The sequence below is a fragment of the Anaerobutyricum soehngenii genome (genome assembly GCF_009697165.1).
GTDB lineage: Bacteria > Bacillota > Clostridia > Lachnospirales > Lachnospiraceae > Anaerobutyricum > Anaerobutyricum soehngenii.
On sequence record NZ_VULP01000031.1, the window covers coordinates 1 to 19,067 of the forward strand.

Here is a 19,067-nt window from a genome sequence, read left to right on the forward strand (position 1 = left end):
ATCCTGAGCCAGGATCAAACTCTCAAATAAAATGTTTAAGATGTCAGATCCAGGTCCAGAACCACTGGTTCTTTTCCTGTCTTTACTGTTTATTTAGGTTTTGAACTTTCGTTCTGTTCCATGGACTCTCCTGCAGACATCACTCTCAGGAAAACCCGAATGAAATTTGAATTAACGTTCAAGGTTGTTTTGTTATTCAGTTATCAAGGTTTTGTGTCGTTCTTTTTTTTGTGACACAACTTCTTTATTTTATCATACTTAGAAGTCTTTGTCAAGAACTTTTTTAATTTATTTTTTAATGTTTTGTTGCTTTTCTTGAGCAACTCGTACATTCTATCATATTCTCATTCATCTGTCAAGCACTTTTTTTATTTTTCTTCTTTATTTTCCAAATAAGAGTGAAAAATATTACGGAGAAGGAGGGATTTGAACCCTCGCACCGCGCGAACGATCTACACCCTTAGCAGGGGCGCCTCTTCAGCCACTTGAGTACTTCTCCATAATGCCTAAATAAATGAAAATATTCAATTCCGTTGCACAGTAATGCACAACGCCTTATTATATTATCAAAAAGACTGACTAAAGTCAAGTCTTTTTTTAATTATTTTTTCCATTTTTCTTTTGCAGTCTCATAAAGGTTATTTCCATCTTTATCTATAACTACAATAACAGGCAGATTCTCGATTTCTAATTTACGGATTGCCTCTGTGCCAAGATCATCGTAAGCAACTACATCTGCTTTTTTAATACATTTAGAAAGTAATGCACCTGCTCCACCTACCGCTGCAAAGTATATTGCACCATTTCTCTTCATGGCCTCTATAACTTCCGAAGAACGCTTTCCTTTTCCTACCATGCCCTTTAATCCCTTATCAAGCATTTCTGGAGTATACTTATCCATACGACTGCTTGTAGTCGGACCTGCAGAACCGATAATCTGTCCTTCTCTTGCCGGACTTGGTCCAAGATAATACAAAACATTCCCATTGAGCTCTATTGGTAATGCTTCCCCTTTATGCATACTTTCATACATTCTTTTATGCGCTGCATCTCTGGCAGTATAAATAATTCCGGACAGATATACATAGTCCCCTGCTTTTAAAGTATTGATATCTTCTTCAGAAAGTGGAACCTGAATTGTTCTATTCATAACTGTATACCTCCCCTTATAAACTTCTTACTGCGTGACGATTTACATGACAGCACATATTAACAGCAACAGGCAGACCTGCAATATGTGTAGGATACGTATTAATATTTACAGCTAATGCCGTAACAGTTCCTCCAAGTCCCGCTGCACCAATTCCAAGAGCATTGACTCTTTTAAGGACATCCTCTTCCATTGCTTTTATAGAAGGAAGATCAGAATGTGTTCCTACAGGTCTTATCAACGCCTGCTTCGCCATGAGAGCTGCTTTTTCAAAGGTACCGCCAATACCAACACCAACTACAACAGGTGGGCATGCATTAGGCCCTGCATCCTGTACAGCAGATACAATAGCATTCACTGCGCCTTCCATACCATCTGCCGGCTTAAGCATAAATACTCTGCTCATATTTTCGCTTCCAAATCCCTTCGGTGCTACGGTAAGCTTGATATTTTCTCCTGGAACGATACTGTAATGAATAACCGCAGGTGTATTATCTTTTGTATTTTCTCTGATAAAAGGATCATTTACTACTGACTTACGCAGATATCCTTCTACATATCCGTCATGTACACCTTTATTGATAGCATCTGCGAGAGAACCTCCTTCAATATGTACATCCTGTCCTACTTCCGCAAAAACGACAGCCATTCCAGTATCCTGACAGATTGGTATCTGTTCTTCTCCCGCAATAGCAAGATTCTCTTTCAACTGATTAAGAATCTGGCAGCCAAGAGGATTCTCCTCTTGGTCTGCCGCTTTATACAAAGCATTCTTCATATCATCGGAAAGATAGTAATTAGCTTCTATACACATTTCTTTTATGTTTCTGGAAATTTCGTCTACATGAATTGAACGCATCTTTTTACCTCTTATATTCAATGACATAACAACTGTGAAAAGCATTCTTATTGATCATTAAGAAAGCTTCTTTATATTTCTTCCTGTGTTGCTTCTTCCTCTGTGGATTGAGGCTCTGCTTCATCCTCTTCTACTTCTGCAAAATCCTCTTCCTCTTCAAATCTGACTTTTGCAACGCTGGCAACTTTAATACTGCTTTCTGAATCAATATTAATAAGTTTTACACCGGAGGTATTTCTGCCAATAACAGAAATCGAATCACTCTTCATCCGAATCACAATACCTTCTGTAGTAATCAGCATAATTTCTTCTTCCGGCTTAATTGTCTTCACACCGACAACATATCCTGTCTTGTCGGTGATCTTATAACATCTTAAACCTTTTCCACCACGATGCTGTACGGTAAATTCATCAAGAGGTGTTCGTTTACCCATACCTTTTTCAGATACGATCAATAAATCATCACCTTCAGAACGAATCTGCATTCCAACAACTTCATCTGTATCACCAAGATTCATTCCGATCACACCCATAGAAACTCTTCCGGTTTCTCGTACATCCTGGAGTTTAAATCGGATACACTGTCCTTCTTTTGATACAAGGAAAATATCCTCATTCTCATCTGTCTGCTTTACTTCAATCAGTTCATCGCCCTCTCGCAGGGAGATTGCTGACAGACCGTTCTTTCGAATATTCTTATACTCATCAAATCCTGTTTTCTTTACAAGACCGTTTCTTGTAGCCATAACGAGGTAATGCTGTTTACCGTCTTCTAATAACGGGATGATCGCTGTAATCTTTTCTTCCGGCTGAAGCTGAAGAAGATTGATAATATTCACTCCTCTTGCCGTTCTTCCTGATTCCGGAATCTCGTATCCTTTGAGACGATATACACGACCTTTATTGGTAAAGAACATAATATAATTATGGGTACTTGTCATAAATAAATCTTCTATATGATCTTCATCAATGACATTCATACCACGTATTCCCTTACCACCACGATTCTGACTGTGGAAGTTATCCGGTGTCATACGCTTAATATATCCCAGTTTAGAGAAAGTAATAATCGCATCTTTTCTTGGAATCAATGCCTCATCACTTAAATCTTCCATATCCATCTCGATGGACGTCCTTCTGTCATCACCATATTTATCACGAATAAGAAGTATTTCTTCTCGGATTACTCCTAAAAGAACCTTTTCATCTGCAAGAATCGCTTCTAATTCCGCAATCTTTTTCTCAAGTTCATCATATTCGTTCTGAAGCTTTTCTCTCTCTAAACCTGTCAATGCACGAAGACGCATATCTACGATTGCCTGTGCCTGTGCCTGTGAGAATTCAAAACGTCTCATCAGATTATCTCTTGCTTCAGAAACATTCTTAGAGGCACGTATGATTTCTATCACTTCGTCAATATGGTCTAATGCTTTTAAAAGACCTTCTAAAATATGCGCTCTTTCTTTGGCTTTATTCAGCTCATATCTCGTTCTTCTTGTGACAACATCCTTCTGATGATCCAGATAATGTACAAGCATTTCTTTTAAGTTAAGAACCTTTGGCTGATTATCTACAAGCGCAAGCATGATGACTCCAAAAGTATCCTGAAGCTGTGTATGTTTAAATAACTGCTTTAATAATACATTGGCATTCACATCTTTACGTGTCTCAATACAGATGCGCATACCGCTTCTATCAGATTCATCTCGTAATTCTGTGATTCCGTCTACTCTCTTTTCTTTTACTAAATCAGCGATCTTTTCAATTAAACGTGCCTTATTTACCATATATGGAAGCTCGGATACGATAATTCTCTGCTTTCCATTCTTCATTGGCTCAATGTTTGTCACCGCACGTACCTTAATCTTGCCTCTTCCCGTACGGTAGGCCTGGTCAATACCCTTTCGTCCAAGAATAGCTGCCCCTGTCGGGAAGTCCGGTCCTTTTACGATTTCTAAAAGCTCATCAATATCCGTCTCTCTGTCTTCCTGTACTTGATTATCAATAATCTTTACGACACCGTCGATCGTTTCTCTTAAGTTATGCGGCGGGATATTCGTTGCCATACCTACGGCAATTCCCTGTGCTCCATTTACAAGAAGATTTGGAAACCTTGATGGAAGAATACTTGGTTCTTTTTCTGTCTCATCAAAGTTCGGTACAAAATCAACCGTATCTTTGTAAATGTCCGCTGTCATTTCCATGGAAATCTTAGATAATCTTGCCTCTGTATAACGCATGGCAGCCGCGCCATCACCGTCCACAGAACCAAAGTTTCCATGACCATCCACTAGTGGATAACGAGTAGACCAGTCCTGTGCAAGATTAACTAATGCACCATAAATAGAACTGTCACCATGAGGGTGATATTTACCCATTGTATCACCAACGATACGAGCACACTTTCTGTGAGGCTTATCCGGTCCGTTATTCAACTCAATCATAGAATAAAGAATTCTTCTTTGCACCGGCTTTAAACCATCTCGTACATCTGGAAGAGCTCTGGATACAATTACACTCATAGCATAATCTATATAAGATTTTTCCATGGTATTCTTTAAATCCACCTCATGGATTTTATCAAAAATATTACTATCGTCCATTCTATCCTCCTGTTAGATATCCAGATTCTGTACATACTTTGCATTGGCTTCGATAAATTCTCTACGTGGTTCTACACGATCTCCCATGAGAGTATCAAATGTCATATCCAATTCGGAAGCTGCATCATCATCCATATTTACGCGTAATAAAATTCTCTTTTCCGGATCCATCGTTGTCTCCCATAACTGAGATGCATCCATCTCACCAAGACCTTTATATCGCTGGATCTTATTGTTGCCGTCTCGTCCGATATCCGTCAGTATTGTATTTAACTCTTCATCACTGTAGGCATACCACACCTTTTTATTCTTCTCCACTTTATACAGTGGCGGCTGTGCCAGATATACATGCCCTTCTTTAATAAGTTCTGGCATAAAACGATATAAAAATGTAAGCAATAATGTTGCGATATGCGCACCGTCTACATCGGCATCCGTCATAATAATGATCTTATTATATCTAAGCTTTGTAATATCAAAGTCTTCATGAATTCCTGTTCCAAATGCTGTGATCATCGCACGTATCTCATTATTCACAAGAATCTTATCAAGTCTTGACTTTTCTACATTCAAAATCTTTCCTCGCAATGGAAGAATGGCCTGCGTTGCACGACTTCTTGCTGTTTTCGCTGAACCACCCGCAGAATCTCCCTCTACGATATAGATTTCGCAATTCTTTGGATCTTTATCTGAACAGTCTGCCAGCTTACCTGGAAGGCTCATTCCATCAAGCGCAGACTTTCTTCTCGTTAAATCTCTTGCCTTTCTTGCTGCTTCTCTTGCTCTTTGTGCAAGTACCGCTTTCTCACAGATCATCTTTGCAACATTTGGATTCTGCTCTAAGAAATAAGTAAGCTGTTCACTTACTACACTGTCAACCGCACCACGTGCTTCACTATTTCCAAGCTTCTGCTTTGTCTGACCTTCAAACTGGGGCTCCGGAATCTTGATGCTGACAATCGCAACCAAGCCCTCCCTGATATCATCACCGGTAAGATTCTGCTCATTATCCTTTAATAACTTATTCTTTCTTGCATAATCATTAAATGTCTTTGTAAGCGCACTTCTAAAACCGGCCAGATGTGTTCCACCTTCCGGCGTTGTAATATTATTTACAAAGCTGTAAACACCTTCGTTATAAGAATCATTATGCTGTAAGGCAACTTCTACGAATACATCGCCCTTCTTTCCCTCACAGTAAATTACTTCAGAATAGAGCACTTCCTTACTTTTATTCAGATATTCTACATATTCGCGGATGCCGCCTTCATAATGGAACGTCATGGAAACTTTTTCTTCTGGTCTTCGGTCTGTAAGAACAATCTTTAAATCCTTTGTTAAAAATGCCATCTCACGAAGACGCTGTTTTAACACTGCAAAATCGAAAACAGTCTCTTCGAAAATGGTCGGATCCGGAAGAAAACGTACCTCGGTACCTCTTCTATCTGTATCTCCTACTACTTTCAACGGATACATAACCTTTCCACGTTCATATCTCTGACGGTAAATCTTTCCTTCATGGAAAATATCTACTTCAAGCCATGTGGACAGCGCATTAACAACAGACGCACCTACTCCATGTAATCCGCCGGATACTTTGTATCCTCCACCACCAAACTTTCCTCCTGCATGAAGGATGGTAAACACAACTTCTACTGCTGGAATTCCCTTTTTCTTGTTAATTCCTACAGGAATACCACGACCATTATCTCTGACCGTAATAGAATTATCTTCATTGATGTACACCTCTACTGTATTACAAAATCCAGCTAATGCTTCATCAACTGCATTATCTACAATCTCATATACCAGATGATGGAGGCCCTTGGATGAAGTACTGCCAATGTACATACCAGGCCTTTTCCGTACTGCTTCAAGACCTTCTAAAATCTGTATTTGATCCGCACCATATTCCTGCCCCGCAGAAATCTGTTCTTCACTCATAATTCAACCTCCTGTCAAAACTTAATCAAATAATTATACCATAAATATTGCCATTTATTCAACTTCTTAAACCAAACCCTCTGTTTTTTCTTCCTGTACACGCCCCTCTGTCACACGAAATACCTTGTCCAGTGAGATACGGCTGTTAACAAAATCATCCAGTCCTGTACATGAGATCAGTGTCTGTATATCCTGAATACTTTCCAACAGCCATGACTGCCTTCCAGCATCTAATTCTGATAATACATCATCAAGAAGTAAGATTGGTTTTTCTCCTGTTACCTGCTCGATCAATCGGATCTCCGATAATTTTAACGACAGTGCTGCTGTTCTTTGCTGGCCCTGCGAACCAAACTTACGGATGTCGATCCCTCCGACCTTAAAACGAAGATCGTCCCTGTGTGGACCTGCTGTTGTTGTACCTGAGGATATATCTTTATTCCTTCTCGAATATAACTGCTCTCTGAATTCCTCCGCAGAAACATTTTTCTCATACTCTACTTTCATCTGCTCTTTTCCACCGGTAAGCTGACTATGAATTCTTGCCATCATCTCATCAAGAAATTGTACAAATTCTTCTCTTTTTTTTATGAGAAACTGTCCTGCTGTCAAAAGCTGTTCGTCCCATCCATCCAATGTTTCGATTAAGGCAGGATAGAGATTAATCTGTTTTAAAAGATTATTCCGCTCATTTAAAATCTTATTATAAGCAATCAATTGCTGCAGATATCCCTTGTCAATCTGACTTAATTCCATATCAAGAAACCGCCTTCTTCCAGCCGGACCTTCTTTTATGATTGATAAATCTTCCGGTGAAAAAAAGACGATGTGCATCATTCCAAGAAGTTCTCCTGAACGTCGTACCGGCACACCATCTACCGCAATCCCTTTATTCTTATTTTTCTTTAAATGAACATCTAAGCGATGGGATAACGAATCTTTCTGAAAAAAAAGACGAATATGTGCCTCGTCCTCTCCAAAACGAATCAATTCTTTATCTCTGCTTCCCCTGTGAGATCTGGAAGTTCCACTTACATAAATAGATTCTAAAAGATTCGTCTTCCCCTGTGCATTATCTCCAAAAAAAATATTTACTCCAGGAGAAAACTCCACTTTAACCGAATCAAAATTTCTGTAATTATTTAATTCAATCGATTCTACAAACATGGAGTCCTCCCATATATTTATTTTACTACTCGTACTTCGTCGCCTTCAAATTCAAAAACATCACCGTCATAAAGCTTTCTACCTCTTCTGGTTTCCACTTCACCATTAACGGTCACCTGGCCATCCTGAATCAGCATCTTTGCATCAATTCCTGATGATACGATACCAGCAGCCTTCATAGCCTGTCCCAGTTTAATAAATTCATCTCTTAATTTTAATTCCATATTCTTTCTTAAAATTCCTTTCTCATTGTGTCCGCCACTCGCGAACAAGTTCGTTAAAATTTATACATTACTGTTACTTACATTGATTGGTAAGATCAGATACAGATAAGAAGATGTCTCATCTCTTATAATACAAGGGGCAATAGAGTTCATCAAATATATTGTAACTTCTTCTTCATCAATTACTCGAAGAGCATCTACCAAAAACTTTGGATTAAATCCAATCACGATATCCTTACCTTCTTTACTAATTGAAATCTGATCTTTCATAGAACCAATCTGTGAAGAAATCATAAGATTCATCTGTTCATTTTCAATTTTAAGAATAATCGGCTTCTTATCTGATTCTTTTACAAATAAAGTGGAGCGGTCAAGACAACGCAATAATTCCATTTTATTGATTGTCAACTTTGTTTCGTAATCATTAGAAAGCATTTGTCCGATATTATAAAACTTACCTTCTAATAATCGTGAAACTACCTTTGTATCACCAAACTCAAATAAAATGTGCTTATCTGTTAAATATAAATTCACTGTATCTTTTGCTTCACCAGGAAGAATTTTACTAACTTCAGATAAAGTTTTACCTGGAACAATAACTTCCATTTTTGAATAAGATTCCTGAAGCTCAATATTACGAACAGAAATTCTATGTCCATCAAGGGAAGTTACGGTCAGTTTATTATTTTCAATACTTAAAAGTTCACCTGTCATCAATTTATTATTTTCATTATCCGATACTGAAAAAATTGTCTGTCTGATAACTTCTTTTAAGTCAAACTGAGAAAGAGTAATTTTATTTTCTTTTTCAATTTCTGGTAAATGAGAGAAATCATCTCCCTTTCTTCCCATAATACTACATTGAATCTGTTCACATTCAATATTTGTCTTTCCGGCTTCATCCGTTTCGATATAAACATCATTATCAGGAATCTTTTTGATGATCTCTGAAAAGATTTTTGCTTCAAGTGCAATCTTACCAGGTTCAAGAATTGTTCCCTGAATTACTGTTTCTATGCCAAGTTCTGTATCATTGGCAGTTAATTTAATGCAGTCATCAAATGCTTCAATAAGGATACATTGGAGAATTTCCATTGTTGTCTTATTGGACACAGCTTTCGATACGGTATTTACTCCGTATAAAAATTGATTCTTAGGGCATGTTATCTTCATAAATGTGTATAACTCCTTTCGGTGTGAAATATATATAAATATAATAAGTTATCCGCAGTAGTAGTAGTAGGGAGTGTTAGGGATGTGAATAAGTGGTAAGAGGCCGATAATACAAGGATTTTCGAAAAGGATAACTATGAGGATAAGTGTGTGAATAAAAAAATAGTTATCCACATAGAAAAAAGTCCGCAAAAGTTATCCACATCCATCCACAGGTAATTCACATCGAATCTGAATAGAATGTGGAAAAAAATAAAGGATAGTCTCCAGCGTTGTGAAGACACCTTTATTTTCTGTTTCTTCTATATAAATGCCTACGTTGGCGGGTTCAATTTTTTAATGATAATATCAAGGTTGCTTTTTAATGTTTCGTCGGTTTCGAGCATCTTATTGATTTTATCGTGTCCATGGATAACTGTAGTATGGTCACGATTTCCCATAATCTTTCCGATATTCTGGAGAGAATAATCGGTATATTTTCGGGAAAGGTACATACATATCTGACGAGGATTCGCAATTTCCTTATTTTTCTTCTTGGATATGATGTCAGATACAGAAATATTGTAATGTTCTGCGACAACGTCCATAATTAGCTGCGGTGTTACTTCTTTTTGACATTCGATGGTGTCTTTTAAAGCGTTTTCTGCTAATTCTAAGGTAACAGGCTTCTTTTCAAGATTTGCAAAAACAAAAATTTTATTTAAAGCGCCCTCCAATTCACGAATATTGGAATTGATGTTCGTAGCGACATACTGCATAACTTCCGGATCAATATCAAGACGTTCTAATTCGGCACGCTTTTTTAAGATGGCCATCTTTGTCTCATAATCAGGTGGCTGAATATCTGCGGTGATTCCCCATTCAAAACGAGATCGCAGACGTTCTTCTAAAGTAGCAATCTCTCTTGGATGTTTATCGGAAGAAATGACAATCTGTTTTTTTGCTTCGTGAAGCTCGTTGAATGTATGGAAAAATTCTTCCTGAGTACTTTCTTTTCCTATTATAAACTGTATATCATCGATCAACAGGACATCAATATTACGATATTTGTCGCGAAATTCCTTATTTTTATCATGTTTTAAGGAATCGATCAGCTCATTTGTAAACTTTTCGGAAGTGACGTATAAAACACGCAGATCCGGACGATTATTAATAATATGATGAGCGATGGAATGCATCAAATGTGTTTTTCCAAGACCGGCTCCTCCATATAAAAAGAGAGGATTGTATGCTCCGCCGGGTGATTCGGCTACAGCAACGGAAACGGCATGGGCCATCTTATTGGTAGGACCTACGACAAAGGTATCAAAAGTATATCTTGGATTTAAATTACCAATATATTCTGCAGGAACAGTAACTTTTGCTGGTTCAGGCTGCGATGCTGCAGAATTGGAGTCGGTAAAAAGAATTTTAAATTGCTTTCCAGTAACCTGTTCTATTGCCATAGAAAGGTAAATGTCATAGTATTTATGCTTTATAAATTCGATACCACGTGGTCCTCGTACCATAAAAAAAGTGATACTGTCATCCGAAATTGTCTGAATAGTTAGTGGTTGTATCCAAGTATTCACAGCAACTTCGGAAATTTCATGCTCTTTTACGAGAATATTTAGAATTTCTTGCCATTTTGACTCAATTAATTCCTTCATTGTTAACTCCATTCTGGTTTAATATGTTGAACTGTCTGAACAAAAAATAAGCAGAGTTCGAGACGGCTCGGCTTTTAGTATAAGTGTATAACAGAACCCACATTTTTTCAATATACGAATGTTGAAAAAATGTGGATAACTTATTGTGGATAACTGAGAAAAATGCTGTTTTTTTAAAGAAAAAAAAGAAAAGTAACAAAATGTGGATAACTAAAACGAATTTATACACATCGAAAATTGCAAGAGAAAAAAAGCTTTTGACGAATTTTCGGGATGGATATTGTGAATATTTTTAAAGTTATGCACAAGTTATGCACAAAATGTGGATAACTCGTGCATAACTTCTGATTTTGATGTGCAAAAAATTAAAAATCCGGATTTAATAAGAAAATACGCAGGAATTGCTTGACTTAGAGGACGTTTTTCAATATAATAGGAGTGATGTTTTTCAACAAGACAGGTATAATATTCGTTAAGGAGGTGGCTTTCGCATGAAGATGACATTTCAGCCAAAGAAAAGACAGAGATCTAAAGTTCATGGATTTAGAAAAAGAATGAGTACTGCTAACGGCAGAAAAGTATTAGCTAGAAGAAGAGCAAAAGGAAGAAATAAATTATCAGCTTAGGTCGCAGTGATGTGGCCTTTTCTTTTCTCATTTGATTGTTTGGAAAGTTGAGAAAGTTAAGTGAATGAATTTAAGTCTTTAAGAAAGAATTGGGAATTCCAGGCGGTATATCGTAACGGTAAGTCTAAGGCGAATCGTTGTTTCGTAATGATAATAAAGAAGAATGACGCATCTTCTAACCGTATAGGAATTTCTGTAAGTAAAAAAGTAGGAAACAGTATTGTCCGCCACAGAGTAACCAGAGTAATCAGAGAGGTTATGCGTCTTCACTGGAAAGAGATTAAGAGTGGCTATGACATTGTAATCGTGGCACGCCCGTCAGCGAAAGAGTCTGACTATGGGAAGTTTGAAAGTGCCATTTTTCATTTGTTGAATTTACATCATTTATTATTAGAAGACGATGATTTGGAATGAAAATTATTTTTATTAAAATAATAAGATTTTATCAGAAATATCTGTCGGCTCTTAAAGGAAGAGCGACCTGTATATATACACCGACCTGTTCGCAGTATGCGATTGAGGCGATTGAGAAGTATGGTGTATTAAAGGGGGGATTGTTAGCAGCGTGGCGGATCCTGCGTTGTAATCCTTTTTCGAAAGGCGGATATGATCCGGTTCCATAGTTAAGGAGGAAAAGTATGTTATTGACGCAGTCTACCACTCCGATTATCGGATGGATTGCTACCTTACTTGGGTATGTCATGGAATTCATTTTTTATTGTTTGAATTTCATTGGCATTCAGAACATTGGATTATGTATTATCATATTTACCATTATTGTTCGATTATTAATGCTGCCATTAACAATTAAGCAGCAGAAGTTTGCTAAGATCAGTCAGGTAATGCAGCCTGAGATCAATAAGATTCAGAGAAAGTACCGTAATAAAACGGATCAGGCTTCTATGATGAAGCAGAATGAAGAGATTCAGAAGGTTTACGAAAAATATGGCACGAATCCAACTGGTGGATGTCTCCAGTTAGTAATTCAGATGCCTATTTTCCTGGCGTTATATCAGGTTATCCGAAAGATTCCTGCATATATTCCTCAGGTAAAAGCTGTTTACATGCAGGTTGTAACTGCAATTGCCGGACAGGCAGGTGCAATTGATACGATTAATAAGATTGGTAAGGGATTAAAGTCTTCTTACGTTACAACACTTGCATCAGATGCGACAAAGAATCAGATTATCGATACACTGAATTATTTTAATGCGGATGCATGGCATCAGCTTGCCAAAGCGATTCCATCTGCATCAGATGTAATTAACAGTTCATCTACTCATATTATTGGAATGAACGACTTCTTTGCAGGAATTAATGTTTCTCAGGTACCGGGATTTCATCCGTCTATTTATTGGCTGATTCCGATACTGGCTGCATTATTCCAGTACTTATCAGCAAAGACAATGAAACAGCCTGAGCTGGATGGGAATAATCCGGCAGCAGGAATGACAAAGAGCATGACGGTCATGATGCCTCTTATGTCTTTATATTTCTGTTTAGTTACACCTGCAGGTCTTGGTCTTTACTGGGTAACAAGTGCATTATTCCAGTGCTTACAGCAGGTTATTATTAATAAATACATGGATAGTGTAGATATTAATATTCTCGTTGCTAAGAATAAAGAAAAGGCTGCAAAGAAGAAAGCAAAAGGACAGAAAACATTTATGGAGAAACTCATGGATACCTCTGCAAAGGCAGATTCTGCTAAAGAGGGAGTTGAGAATTCTTACGAAAGAAAAACAATTAAGCAGATTGCTTCCATTAATACAAAGAAGATCGCTGGTCCGGAGGGAACAGGGAAAGAAGACTTCGATAGTCTTAGTTCTGTAGATATCAGTAAGCTTGGAGATATTGGTAAAAAAGCATATATGGTATCTCAGTATGAGAAGGAACACGGAAATACCAGGGGAGGTAAGAAGTAGTGGAAGTTAGAGAATTTAAAGCTAAGACAGTAGACGAAGCGATTACAGCGGCTACACTTGAGCTTGGCATTAGCAGTGATCAGCTGGAGTATAAAGTAATAGACGAAGGAAGCAAGGGTTTCCTCGGTATCTTTAACACTAAACCGGCTGTGATTTCTGTGACAGTAAAGAAGTCTTTATTAGAAAGAACACAGGCATTTTGTGAAGAATTATTTGATGCCATGAAAGTGGAAACTACAGTAAATATTGACTTTAAAGAAGAAGATAATGTAATGAATATTGATTTATCCGGTTCTGATATGGGTATCCTTATCGGAAAGAGAGGACAGACACTTGATGCATTACAGTATTTGATCAGTCTTTATGTGAATCGTGAGAGCGATGCATATATCCGCGTTAAGCTTGATACAGAGAATTATCGCGAAAGAAGAAAAGTTACACTTGAAAAGTTAGCTAAAAAAATAGCATATACGGTAAAGAGGACGAAAAAACCTGTTGCTTTAGAGCCAATGAATCCTTATGAAAGGCGTGTGATTCATTCTGCACTTCAGAATGACAGATATGTCTGCACGAAGAGTGAAGGTGAGGAACCGTATAGAAAAGTTGTTATTATGTTAAAGAGAGACAGATAACATAAGTATGAGATTAGGGATGTTTAAAGATTCTTACGGGAATTTTTAAGCATCCTATTTTTGAATTTACAGAATGATTATTTTTGAAGCTCAGACAACACAGCAGATGGAGAGTGTTATGGGAATGATAAATGAATTTGATACGATTGCTGCGATTGCTACTGCAGTATCGAATGCAGGGATAGGAATTATAAGAATCAGTGGAAGCGAAGCCATGACGATTCTTTCGAATATTTTTGAACCATATAACAAAAAAGTGGATGTGCATCAGTTAGAGAATCATCGCATTTATTATGGAAATATTAAGGATGGACAGGAAGTGATCGATGAATGTATCGTCCTTATTATGAAGGGACCACACAGTTATACGAAGGAAGATGTAGTTGAGATTGATTGTCATGGCGGAGTCACTGTGGTATATAAAGTGCTGAATCTTGTACTAAAGAATGGTGCGAGAGCGGCAGAACCTGGAGAATTTACAAAGAGAGCATTTCTCAATGGACGAATTGATTTATCCCAGGCAGAAGCGGTTATGGATCTGATTGATTCTAAGAATGAGATGGCAAGAAAGAATTCCATGACACAGTTAAAGGGAGGATTATCCGACCGGATAAAGCAGTTAAGAGAAGAGATTATCTATCAGGTTGCGTTTATAGAATCTGCATTAGATGATCCGGAGCATTACAGTTTAGATGGTTTTCCTGAAAAACTTTTGGAATTAGATAGACAGTGGATCAAGACTGCAAGGGGCATGTTGGATTCTTATGATAACGGAAGAATCATAGCAGAAGGAATTCGAACCTGTATTATAGGTAAGCCGAATGCCGGAAAGTCCTCTTTTTTGAATGCATTATTAGGAGAAGAAAGAGCCATTGTTACGGATATTGCAGGAACAACAAGGGACACGTTAGAAGAGTCTGTTACGATTGATGGAATCACTCTTAATATCGTAGACACTGCGGGAATACGTGATACGGAAGATAAAGTAGAGAGTATTGGTGTTGAGAGAGCCAGAAAAGAAATGGAAAGTGCGGATTTAATTTTATTTTTGATGGATACTTCCGTACAGATTAGTGAAGAAGATATAGAAATACTTCAGAAGATACGTGATAAAAAGAAGATTATTTTATTGAATAAGTCAGATAAAGTTCAGGAAGAAGGTAGCTTTGATTCTTCTGTATTACAGGAGTATATTTCTGAAGAGACACCAGTGATCTCTATTTCTGCAAAATATGGAGATGGAATAGATAATTTCATAATGGAATTAAAAAATATGATGTTTCATGGTAGAATAGATGTGAACCAGGAAGTCTATATTACAAATGCAAGACATAAAGATGCGCTTGCAAAGACATATGAGAGTCTTGAATGTGTACAAAGAAGTATTGAGGCAGGAATGCCGGAAGATTTCTTCACGATTGATCTTATGAATGCATATGAAAAACTGGGATTGATCATTGGGGAGTCTGTAGAAGAAGATTTAGTAAATGAGATATTTTCCAAGTTCTGTACAGGAAAGTAACAGGTCATGCGCTGCATGACGTGCATCTCACTTCAAGAATGCGGAAGAAAAATGTAGAAGTATTCTTGAAGTGAAGCAGGTATTTTAGTGTAGAGAACTTATTTATGGAGGACTTAATGAAGACAGTAGAAGAATGCTATGATGTGATCGTAGTAGGAGCGGGTCATGCCGGATGCGAAGCGGCCCTTGCAGCGGCAAGACTTGGATGCGAGACGATCATTTTTACAGTTAGTATGAACAGTGTGGCGTTGATGCCCTGTAATCCGAATATCGGAGGAAGCTCCAAGGGACATCTTGTAAAAGAAATCGATGCGCTCGGCGGAGAGATGGGTAAAAATATTGATAAGACATATATCCAGTCGAAGATGTTGAATAAGTCTAAGGGACCGGCTGTTCATTCTTTAAGAGCACAGGCAGATAAAGATGCTTATTCCATGACAATGCGTTATACACTTCAGAATACAGATCACTTAACGCTACGCCAGGCAGAGGTTACGGAGCTGATCGTGGAAGATGGAAGTATTCGAGGAGTAAAAACATTTTCCGGAGCCGTTTACCATGCAAAGGCAGTTGTTCTGGCAACAGGAACCTATTTAAAAGCAAGATGTCTGTACGGCGAAGTTGTCAATTATACGGGGCCGAATGGTTTGCAGGCAGCGAACTATTTAAGCCAGTCCCTAAAAGATAATGGTGTTGAATTATACCGTTTTAAGACAGGAACTCCGGCAAGAATCGATAAGCGTTCGGTTAACTTTGATGTGATGGAAGAACAGTTTGGCGATGAAAAAATCGTGCCATTCAGTTTTACAAATAAGGAAGAAGATATTAAGAGAGAGCAGATTTCCTGTTGGTTAACGTATACGAACGAAGAAACTCATAAAATCATTCGAGATAATTTAGATCGTTCACCAATCTATGCGGGTGTTATTGAGGGAACCGGTCCGAGATATTGTCCGTCTATCGAGGATAAAGTTGTCCGTTTTGCTGATAGAAAGCGTCATCAGCTTTTCATTGAACCAGAAGGTGAATTTACAAATGAAATGTATGTTGGTGGTATGAGCAGTTCACTTCCGGAAGATGTTCAGTATGAGATGTATCGTACGGTAAAAGGTCTCGAAAACGTCAAGATCATCCGTAATGCGTATGCGATAGAGTATGACTGCATCAATCCGAATCAGTTAAAGTTATCACTGGAATTCAGAAATATTCAGGGACTTTTTAGCGGTGGACAGTTTAATGGAAGCTCAGGATATGAAGAAGCTGCCTGTCAGGGACTAATCGCCGGCATTAATGCAGCAAGAAAATGCACTGGAAAGGAACCGGTGATACTGGACCGTTCGCAGGCGTATATTGGTGTATTAATTGATGACCTTGTTACAAAGGAAAACCATGAACCATATCGTATGATGACTTCAAGAGCAGAGTATCGTCTTTTATTAAGACAGGATAATGCAGATATGCGTCTTACACCAATTGGACATGAGATTGGTCTGATCGATGATGAAAGATATGAGAAGTTCCTTTTAAAGAAAGATCAGATTGAAAAAGAAATTGAACGTTTAAAGCATGTAAATATCGGTGCGAACAAGACGGTACAGGAATTACTGGTAAGTTTGGGAAGTTCCCAGTTAAATAGTGGTTCTACATTAGAAGAACTGATAAAGCGTCCGGAACTTAATTATGAATCTTTAGCATCCATCGATCCGGAAAGAGAACCGTTAGATGATGATGTGATAGAGCAGATTAACATTAATATTAAATATGAAGGATATATTAAGAGACAGCTTCAGCAGGTAGAACAGTTTAAGAAAATGGAAAACAAACTAATTCCTGACACTATAAATTATGATGAAGTTCACAACTTGCGTAATGAAGCTGTTCAGAAGTTAAAGGCAGTACATCCACATTCTGTTGGACAGGCATCTCGAATTTCAGGAGTTTCTCCATCAGATATTTCTGTACTGATGATTTATATGGAGCAGATGAGACATAAGAAGTAGCAGCGTCTTACAGGCGGTGAGAAATAAGAGGAATATATGGAGTTTAAAGAAAAATTAAAAGCCCGGGCATTAAAGGAAGAAATCAGCCTTAGTCCAAAGCAGTTAGACCAGTTTGAACTGTTTTATAATATGTTGATCGAAACAAATAAGTCAATGAATTTAACTGCGATCACAGACGAAGATGAAGTGATTGAAAAGCATTTTATTGATAGTTTAAGCTGTAGAAGAGTCATGGATATGACCAAAGTAAAGACTTGTATTGATGTCGGAACCGGTGCAGGTTTTCCGGGAATTCCATTAAAAATTGTTTATCCGGAGATTCAGTTTGTATTAGTAGATTCTTTAAATAAGAGAGTCGGTTTTTTAAATGAAGTCAAAAAAGCACTTGGACTAGAAGGTTTAGAAGCACTTCATGGAAGAGCAGAAGATTTAGCAAGAGATAAAAGTCTGCGAGCTTCCTTTGATCTGTGTGTTTCAAGAGCAGTCGCTAATTTGAGTGTGTTAAGCGAATACTGTATTCCATTTGTCAGAACAAATGGATATTTTGTATCCTACAAAGGAAAAAAAGGATTAGATGAAATAACTAATGCACAAAACTGCATGAATGTGTTAGGATGTAAAATAGAAAATGTAGATGAATTTCATTTAGAAGAGGATGAAGCAGAACGTCTTTTAATTAAGATAAAGAAATGTAAGGGAACACCAAAGCTTTATCCAAGAAAGGCGGGAACGCCGACAAAGAATCCTCTGTAGATAATCGAGGTATTCTTGAACATGTCAGAAAGATAAGGCAGATTAGTATGGATATGAAAGAAAAGAATGATATTTTTATAGATAATACAAATTTGCAGGGAAGGATGTCCGTTTTTCACGATAAACTAAGAAAGCATCTTTCTAATGAGTATTTGTTTTTATCTGAGAAAAAAGATAATCTGGAAAATGAGATTCTTCAATTAAAAATGGAGAAAGAGCAAAAGGATAAGACATTGTTCCCTAATATTGGGAAGAAAGATGTCAGAAAGTATTTTTCTCCTTTAAATATAAGTGAAATTGATGAAGATCAGAAGGATGAAAAAGAAAAACAACTTCTTGCCAATATCAGCAGAATCAGCGAAGAAGCAGAGATGCTAGATGGAAGAATGTTAGAGATTAAAGACTTTTTACAGGATATAGAGACCATGCTAGATGACGATTCAAAAGATAGTCTTTCCGGTTTTTTATTAAAGAAAGAAAAGAATCGGATTACTGTAGAAGATTTTTATAAAAAGCATGAAACCCATCCGGAGCTACTGAAAAATTTAAAAGAGTTAGTAACATTTTTTCAGGACAGATATGATGAATTAGAAATTCTTCTTGAATTCGAAGATGAAGGAATACAGCTAGAAACAAGAGTTGTAGCGAATATATTAAGACAACTGACGATCAATATTGTATCAGCCGTAGAAGACTATGATATTTCCATGATACTTATAGAAGGTAAAGTCACTGAGGAGAAAATCATCCTTACCCTGAATTGTATGTGTGAAGATGGTCCGGTAGATACATTTAAGATATCCTATGATATAGACAGGGGATAAAGTTACCTGTTGCGAT

At 37.4% G+C, this 19,067-nt stretch carries 17 protein-coding genes and 1 tRNA gene; 9 read left to right on the top strand and 9 right to left on the bottom strand.

Annotated elements, in window-relative coordinates; all coding sequences use genetic code 11:
- Window positions 1-411: 411 nt before the first annotated feature.
- The 9 genes from FYJ25_RS12075 to dnaA all read right to left on the bottom strand — a co-directional run bounded on the left by FYJ25_RS12075 (window position 412) and on the right by dnaA (window position 10,769).
- Window positions 412-499: transfer RNA gene (locus tag FYJ25_RS12075), tRNA-Ser, on the bottom strand.
- A gap of 102 nt (window positions 500-601) precedes the next feature.
- Complete coding sequence (locus FYJ25_RS12080) at window positions 602-1,150, bottom strand: Fe-S-containing hydro-lyase (RefSeq protein WP_154581407.1); 549 nt, start codon at window positions 1,148-1,150, stop codon at window positions 602-604.
- Between the two features lie 16 nt (window positions 1,151-1,166).
- The gene (locus tag FYJ25_RS12085) at window positions 1,167-2,009 is read right to left on the bottom strand and encodes a fumarate hydratase (RefSeq protein ID WP_154581408.1); all 843 of its coding nucleotides are present in this window, start codon (window positions 2,007-2,009) and stop codon (window positions 1,167-1,169) included.
- 71 nt (window positions 2,010-2,080) lie between these two features.
- Window positions 2,081-4,612, bottom strand: a complete 2,532-nt coding sequence (gene gyrA, locus FYJ25_RS12090; protein WP_154581409.1) for a DNA gyrase subunit A — start codon at window positions 4,610-4,612, stop codon at window positions 2,081-2,083.
- Window positions 4,613-4,624: 12 nt separating this feature from the next.
- Window positions 4,625-6,556: a DNA topoisomerase (ATP-hydrolyzing) subunit B gene (gyrB, locus tag FYJ25_RS12095; RefSeq protein WP_154581410.1), complete on the bottom strand. Its 1,932-nt coding sequence runs from the start codon at window positions 6,554-6,556 to the stop codon at window positions 4,625-4,627.
- A 66-nt stretch (window positions 6,557-6,622) separates the two neighbouring features.
- Window positions 6,623-7,723, bottom strand: coding sequence for a DNA replication/repair protein RecF (recF, locus tag FYJ25_RS12100; protein ID WP_096238842.1), 1,101 nt, complete (start codon window positions 7,721-7,723; stop codon window positions 6,623-6,625).
- A 17-nt stretch (window positions 7,724-7,740) separates the two neighbouring features.
- Window positions 7,741-7,947, bottom strand: coding sequence for an RNA-binding S4 domain-containing protein (locus tag FYJ25_RS12105; RefSeq protein WP_021906150.1), 207 nt, complete (start codon window positions 7,945-7,947; stop codon window positions 7,741-7,743).
- Window positions 7,948-8,007: 60 nt separating this feature from the next.
- Complete coding sequence (gene dnaN, locus FYJ25_RS12110; RefSeq protein ID WP_021906149.1) at window positions 8,008-9,120, bottom strand: DNA polymerase III subunit beta; 1,113 nt, start codon at window positions 9,118-9,120, stop codon at window positions 8,008-8,010.
- 314 nt (window positions 9,121-9,434) lie between these two features.
- The gene (gene dnaA, locus FYJ25_RS12115; RefSeq protein WP_021906148.1) at window positions 9,435-10,769 is read right to left on the bottom strand and encodes a chromosomal replication initiator protein DnaA; all 1,335 of its coding nucleotides are present in this window, start codon (window positions 10,767-10,769) and stop codon (window positions 9,435-9,437) included.
- Window positions 10,770-11,260: 491 nt separating this feature from the next.
- On the opposite strand from dnaA, the gene rpmH reads away from it, so the two are divergent.
- The 9 genes from rpmH (at window position 11,261) to FYJ25_RS12160 (ending at window position 19,051) form a co-directional block, all read left to right on the top strand.
- The gene (rpmH, locus tag FYJ25_RS12120) at window positions 11,261-11,395 is read left to right on the top strand and encodes a 50S ribosomal protein L34 (protein ID WP_005351392.1); all 135 of its coding nucleotides are present in this window, start codon (window positions 11,261-11,263) and stop codon (window positions 11,393-11,395) included.
- A gap of 60 nt (window positions 11,396-11,455) precedes the next feature.
- Window positions 11,456-11,809 (top strand): ribonuclease P protein component, encoded by a 354-nt coding sequence (gene rnpA / locus FYJ25_RS12125; RefSeq protein WP_096241508.1) that lies wholly within the window; start codon window positions 11,456-11,458, stop codon window positions 11,807-11,809.
- Window positions 11,806-12,018, top strand: coding sequence for a membrane protein insertion efficiency factor YidD (gene yidD, locus FYJ25_RS12130; RefSeq protein WP_021906146.1), 213 nt, complete (start codon window positions 11,806-11,808; stop codon window positions 12,016-12,018). Before rnpA ends, yidD begins: the two co-directional genes overlap by 4 nt.
- A gap of 15 nt (window positions 12,019-12,033) precedes the next feature.
- Window positions 12,034-13,320, top strand: a complete 1,287-nt coding sequence (locus FYJ25_RS12135; RefSeq protein WP_021906145.1) for a YidC/Oxa1 family membrane protein insertase — start codon at window positions 12,034-12,036, stop codon at window positions 13,318-13,320.
- Window positions 13,320-13,952 (top strand): RNA-binding cell elongation regulator Jag/EloR, encoded by a 633-nt coding sequence (jag, locus tag FYJ25_RS12140; RefSeq protein ID WP_021906144.1) that lies wholly within the window; start codon window positions 13,320-13,322, stop codon window positions 13,950-13,952. Before FYJ25_RS12135 ends, jag begins: the two co-directional genes overlap by 1 nt.
- A 118-nt stretch (window positions 13,953-14,070) precedes the next feature.
- On the top strand, window positions 14,071-15,474 hold the full coding sequence (mnmE, locus tag FYJ25_RS12145) for a tRNA uridine-5-carboxymethylaminomethyl(34) synthesis GTPase MnmE (RefSeq protein WP_227083450.1): 1,404 nt from the start codon (window positions 14,071-14,073) through the stop codon (window positions 15,472-15,474).
- A 116-nt stretch (window positions 15,475-15,590) separates the two neighbouring features.
- The gene (gene mnmG / locus FYJ25_RS12150; protein ID WP_096241506.1) at window positions 15,591-17,474 is read left to right on the top strand and encodes a tRNA uridine-5-carboxymethylaminomethyl(34) synthesis enzyme MnmG; all 1,884 of its coding nucleotides are present in this window, start codon (window positions 15,591-15,593) and stop codon (window positions 17,472-17,474) included.
- A 36-nt stretch (window positions 17,475-17,510) separates the two neighbouring features.
- The gene (gene rsmG / locus FYJ25_RS12155) at window positions 17,511-18,227 is read left to right on the top strand and encodes a 16S rRNA (guanine(527)-N(7))-methyltransferase RsmG (RefSeq protein ID WP_096241505.1); all 717 of its coding nucleotides are present in this window, start codon (window positions 17,511-17,513) and stop codon (window positions 18,225-18,227) included.
- Between the two features lie 47 nt (window positions 18,228-18,274).
- Entirely contained in the window at window positions 18,275-19,051 is a 777-nt protein-coding gene (locus FYJ25_RS12160) for a hypothetical protein (RefSeq protein ID WP_021906140.1), read from the top strand.
- The last annotated feature ends 16 nt before the right edge of the window (window positions 19,052-19,067 follow it).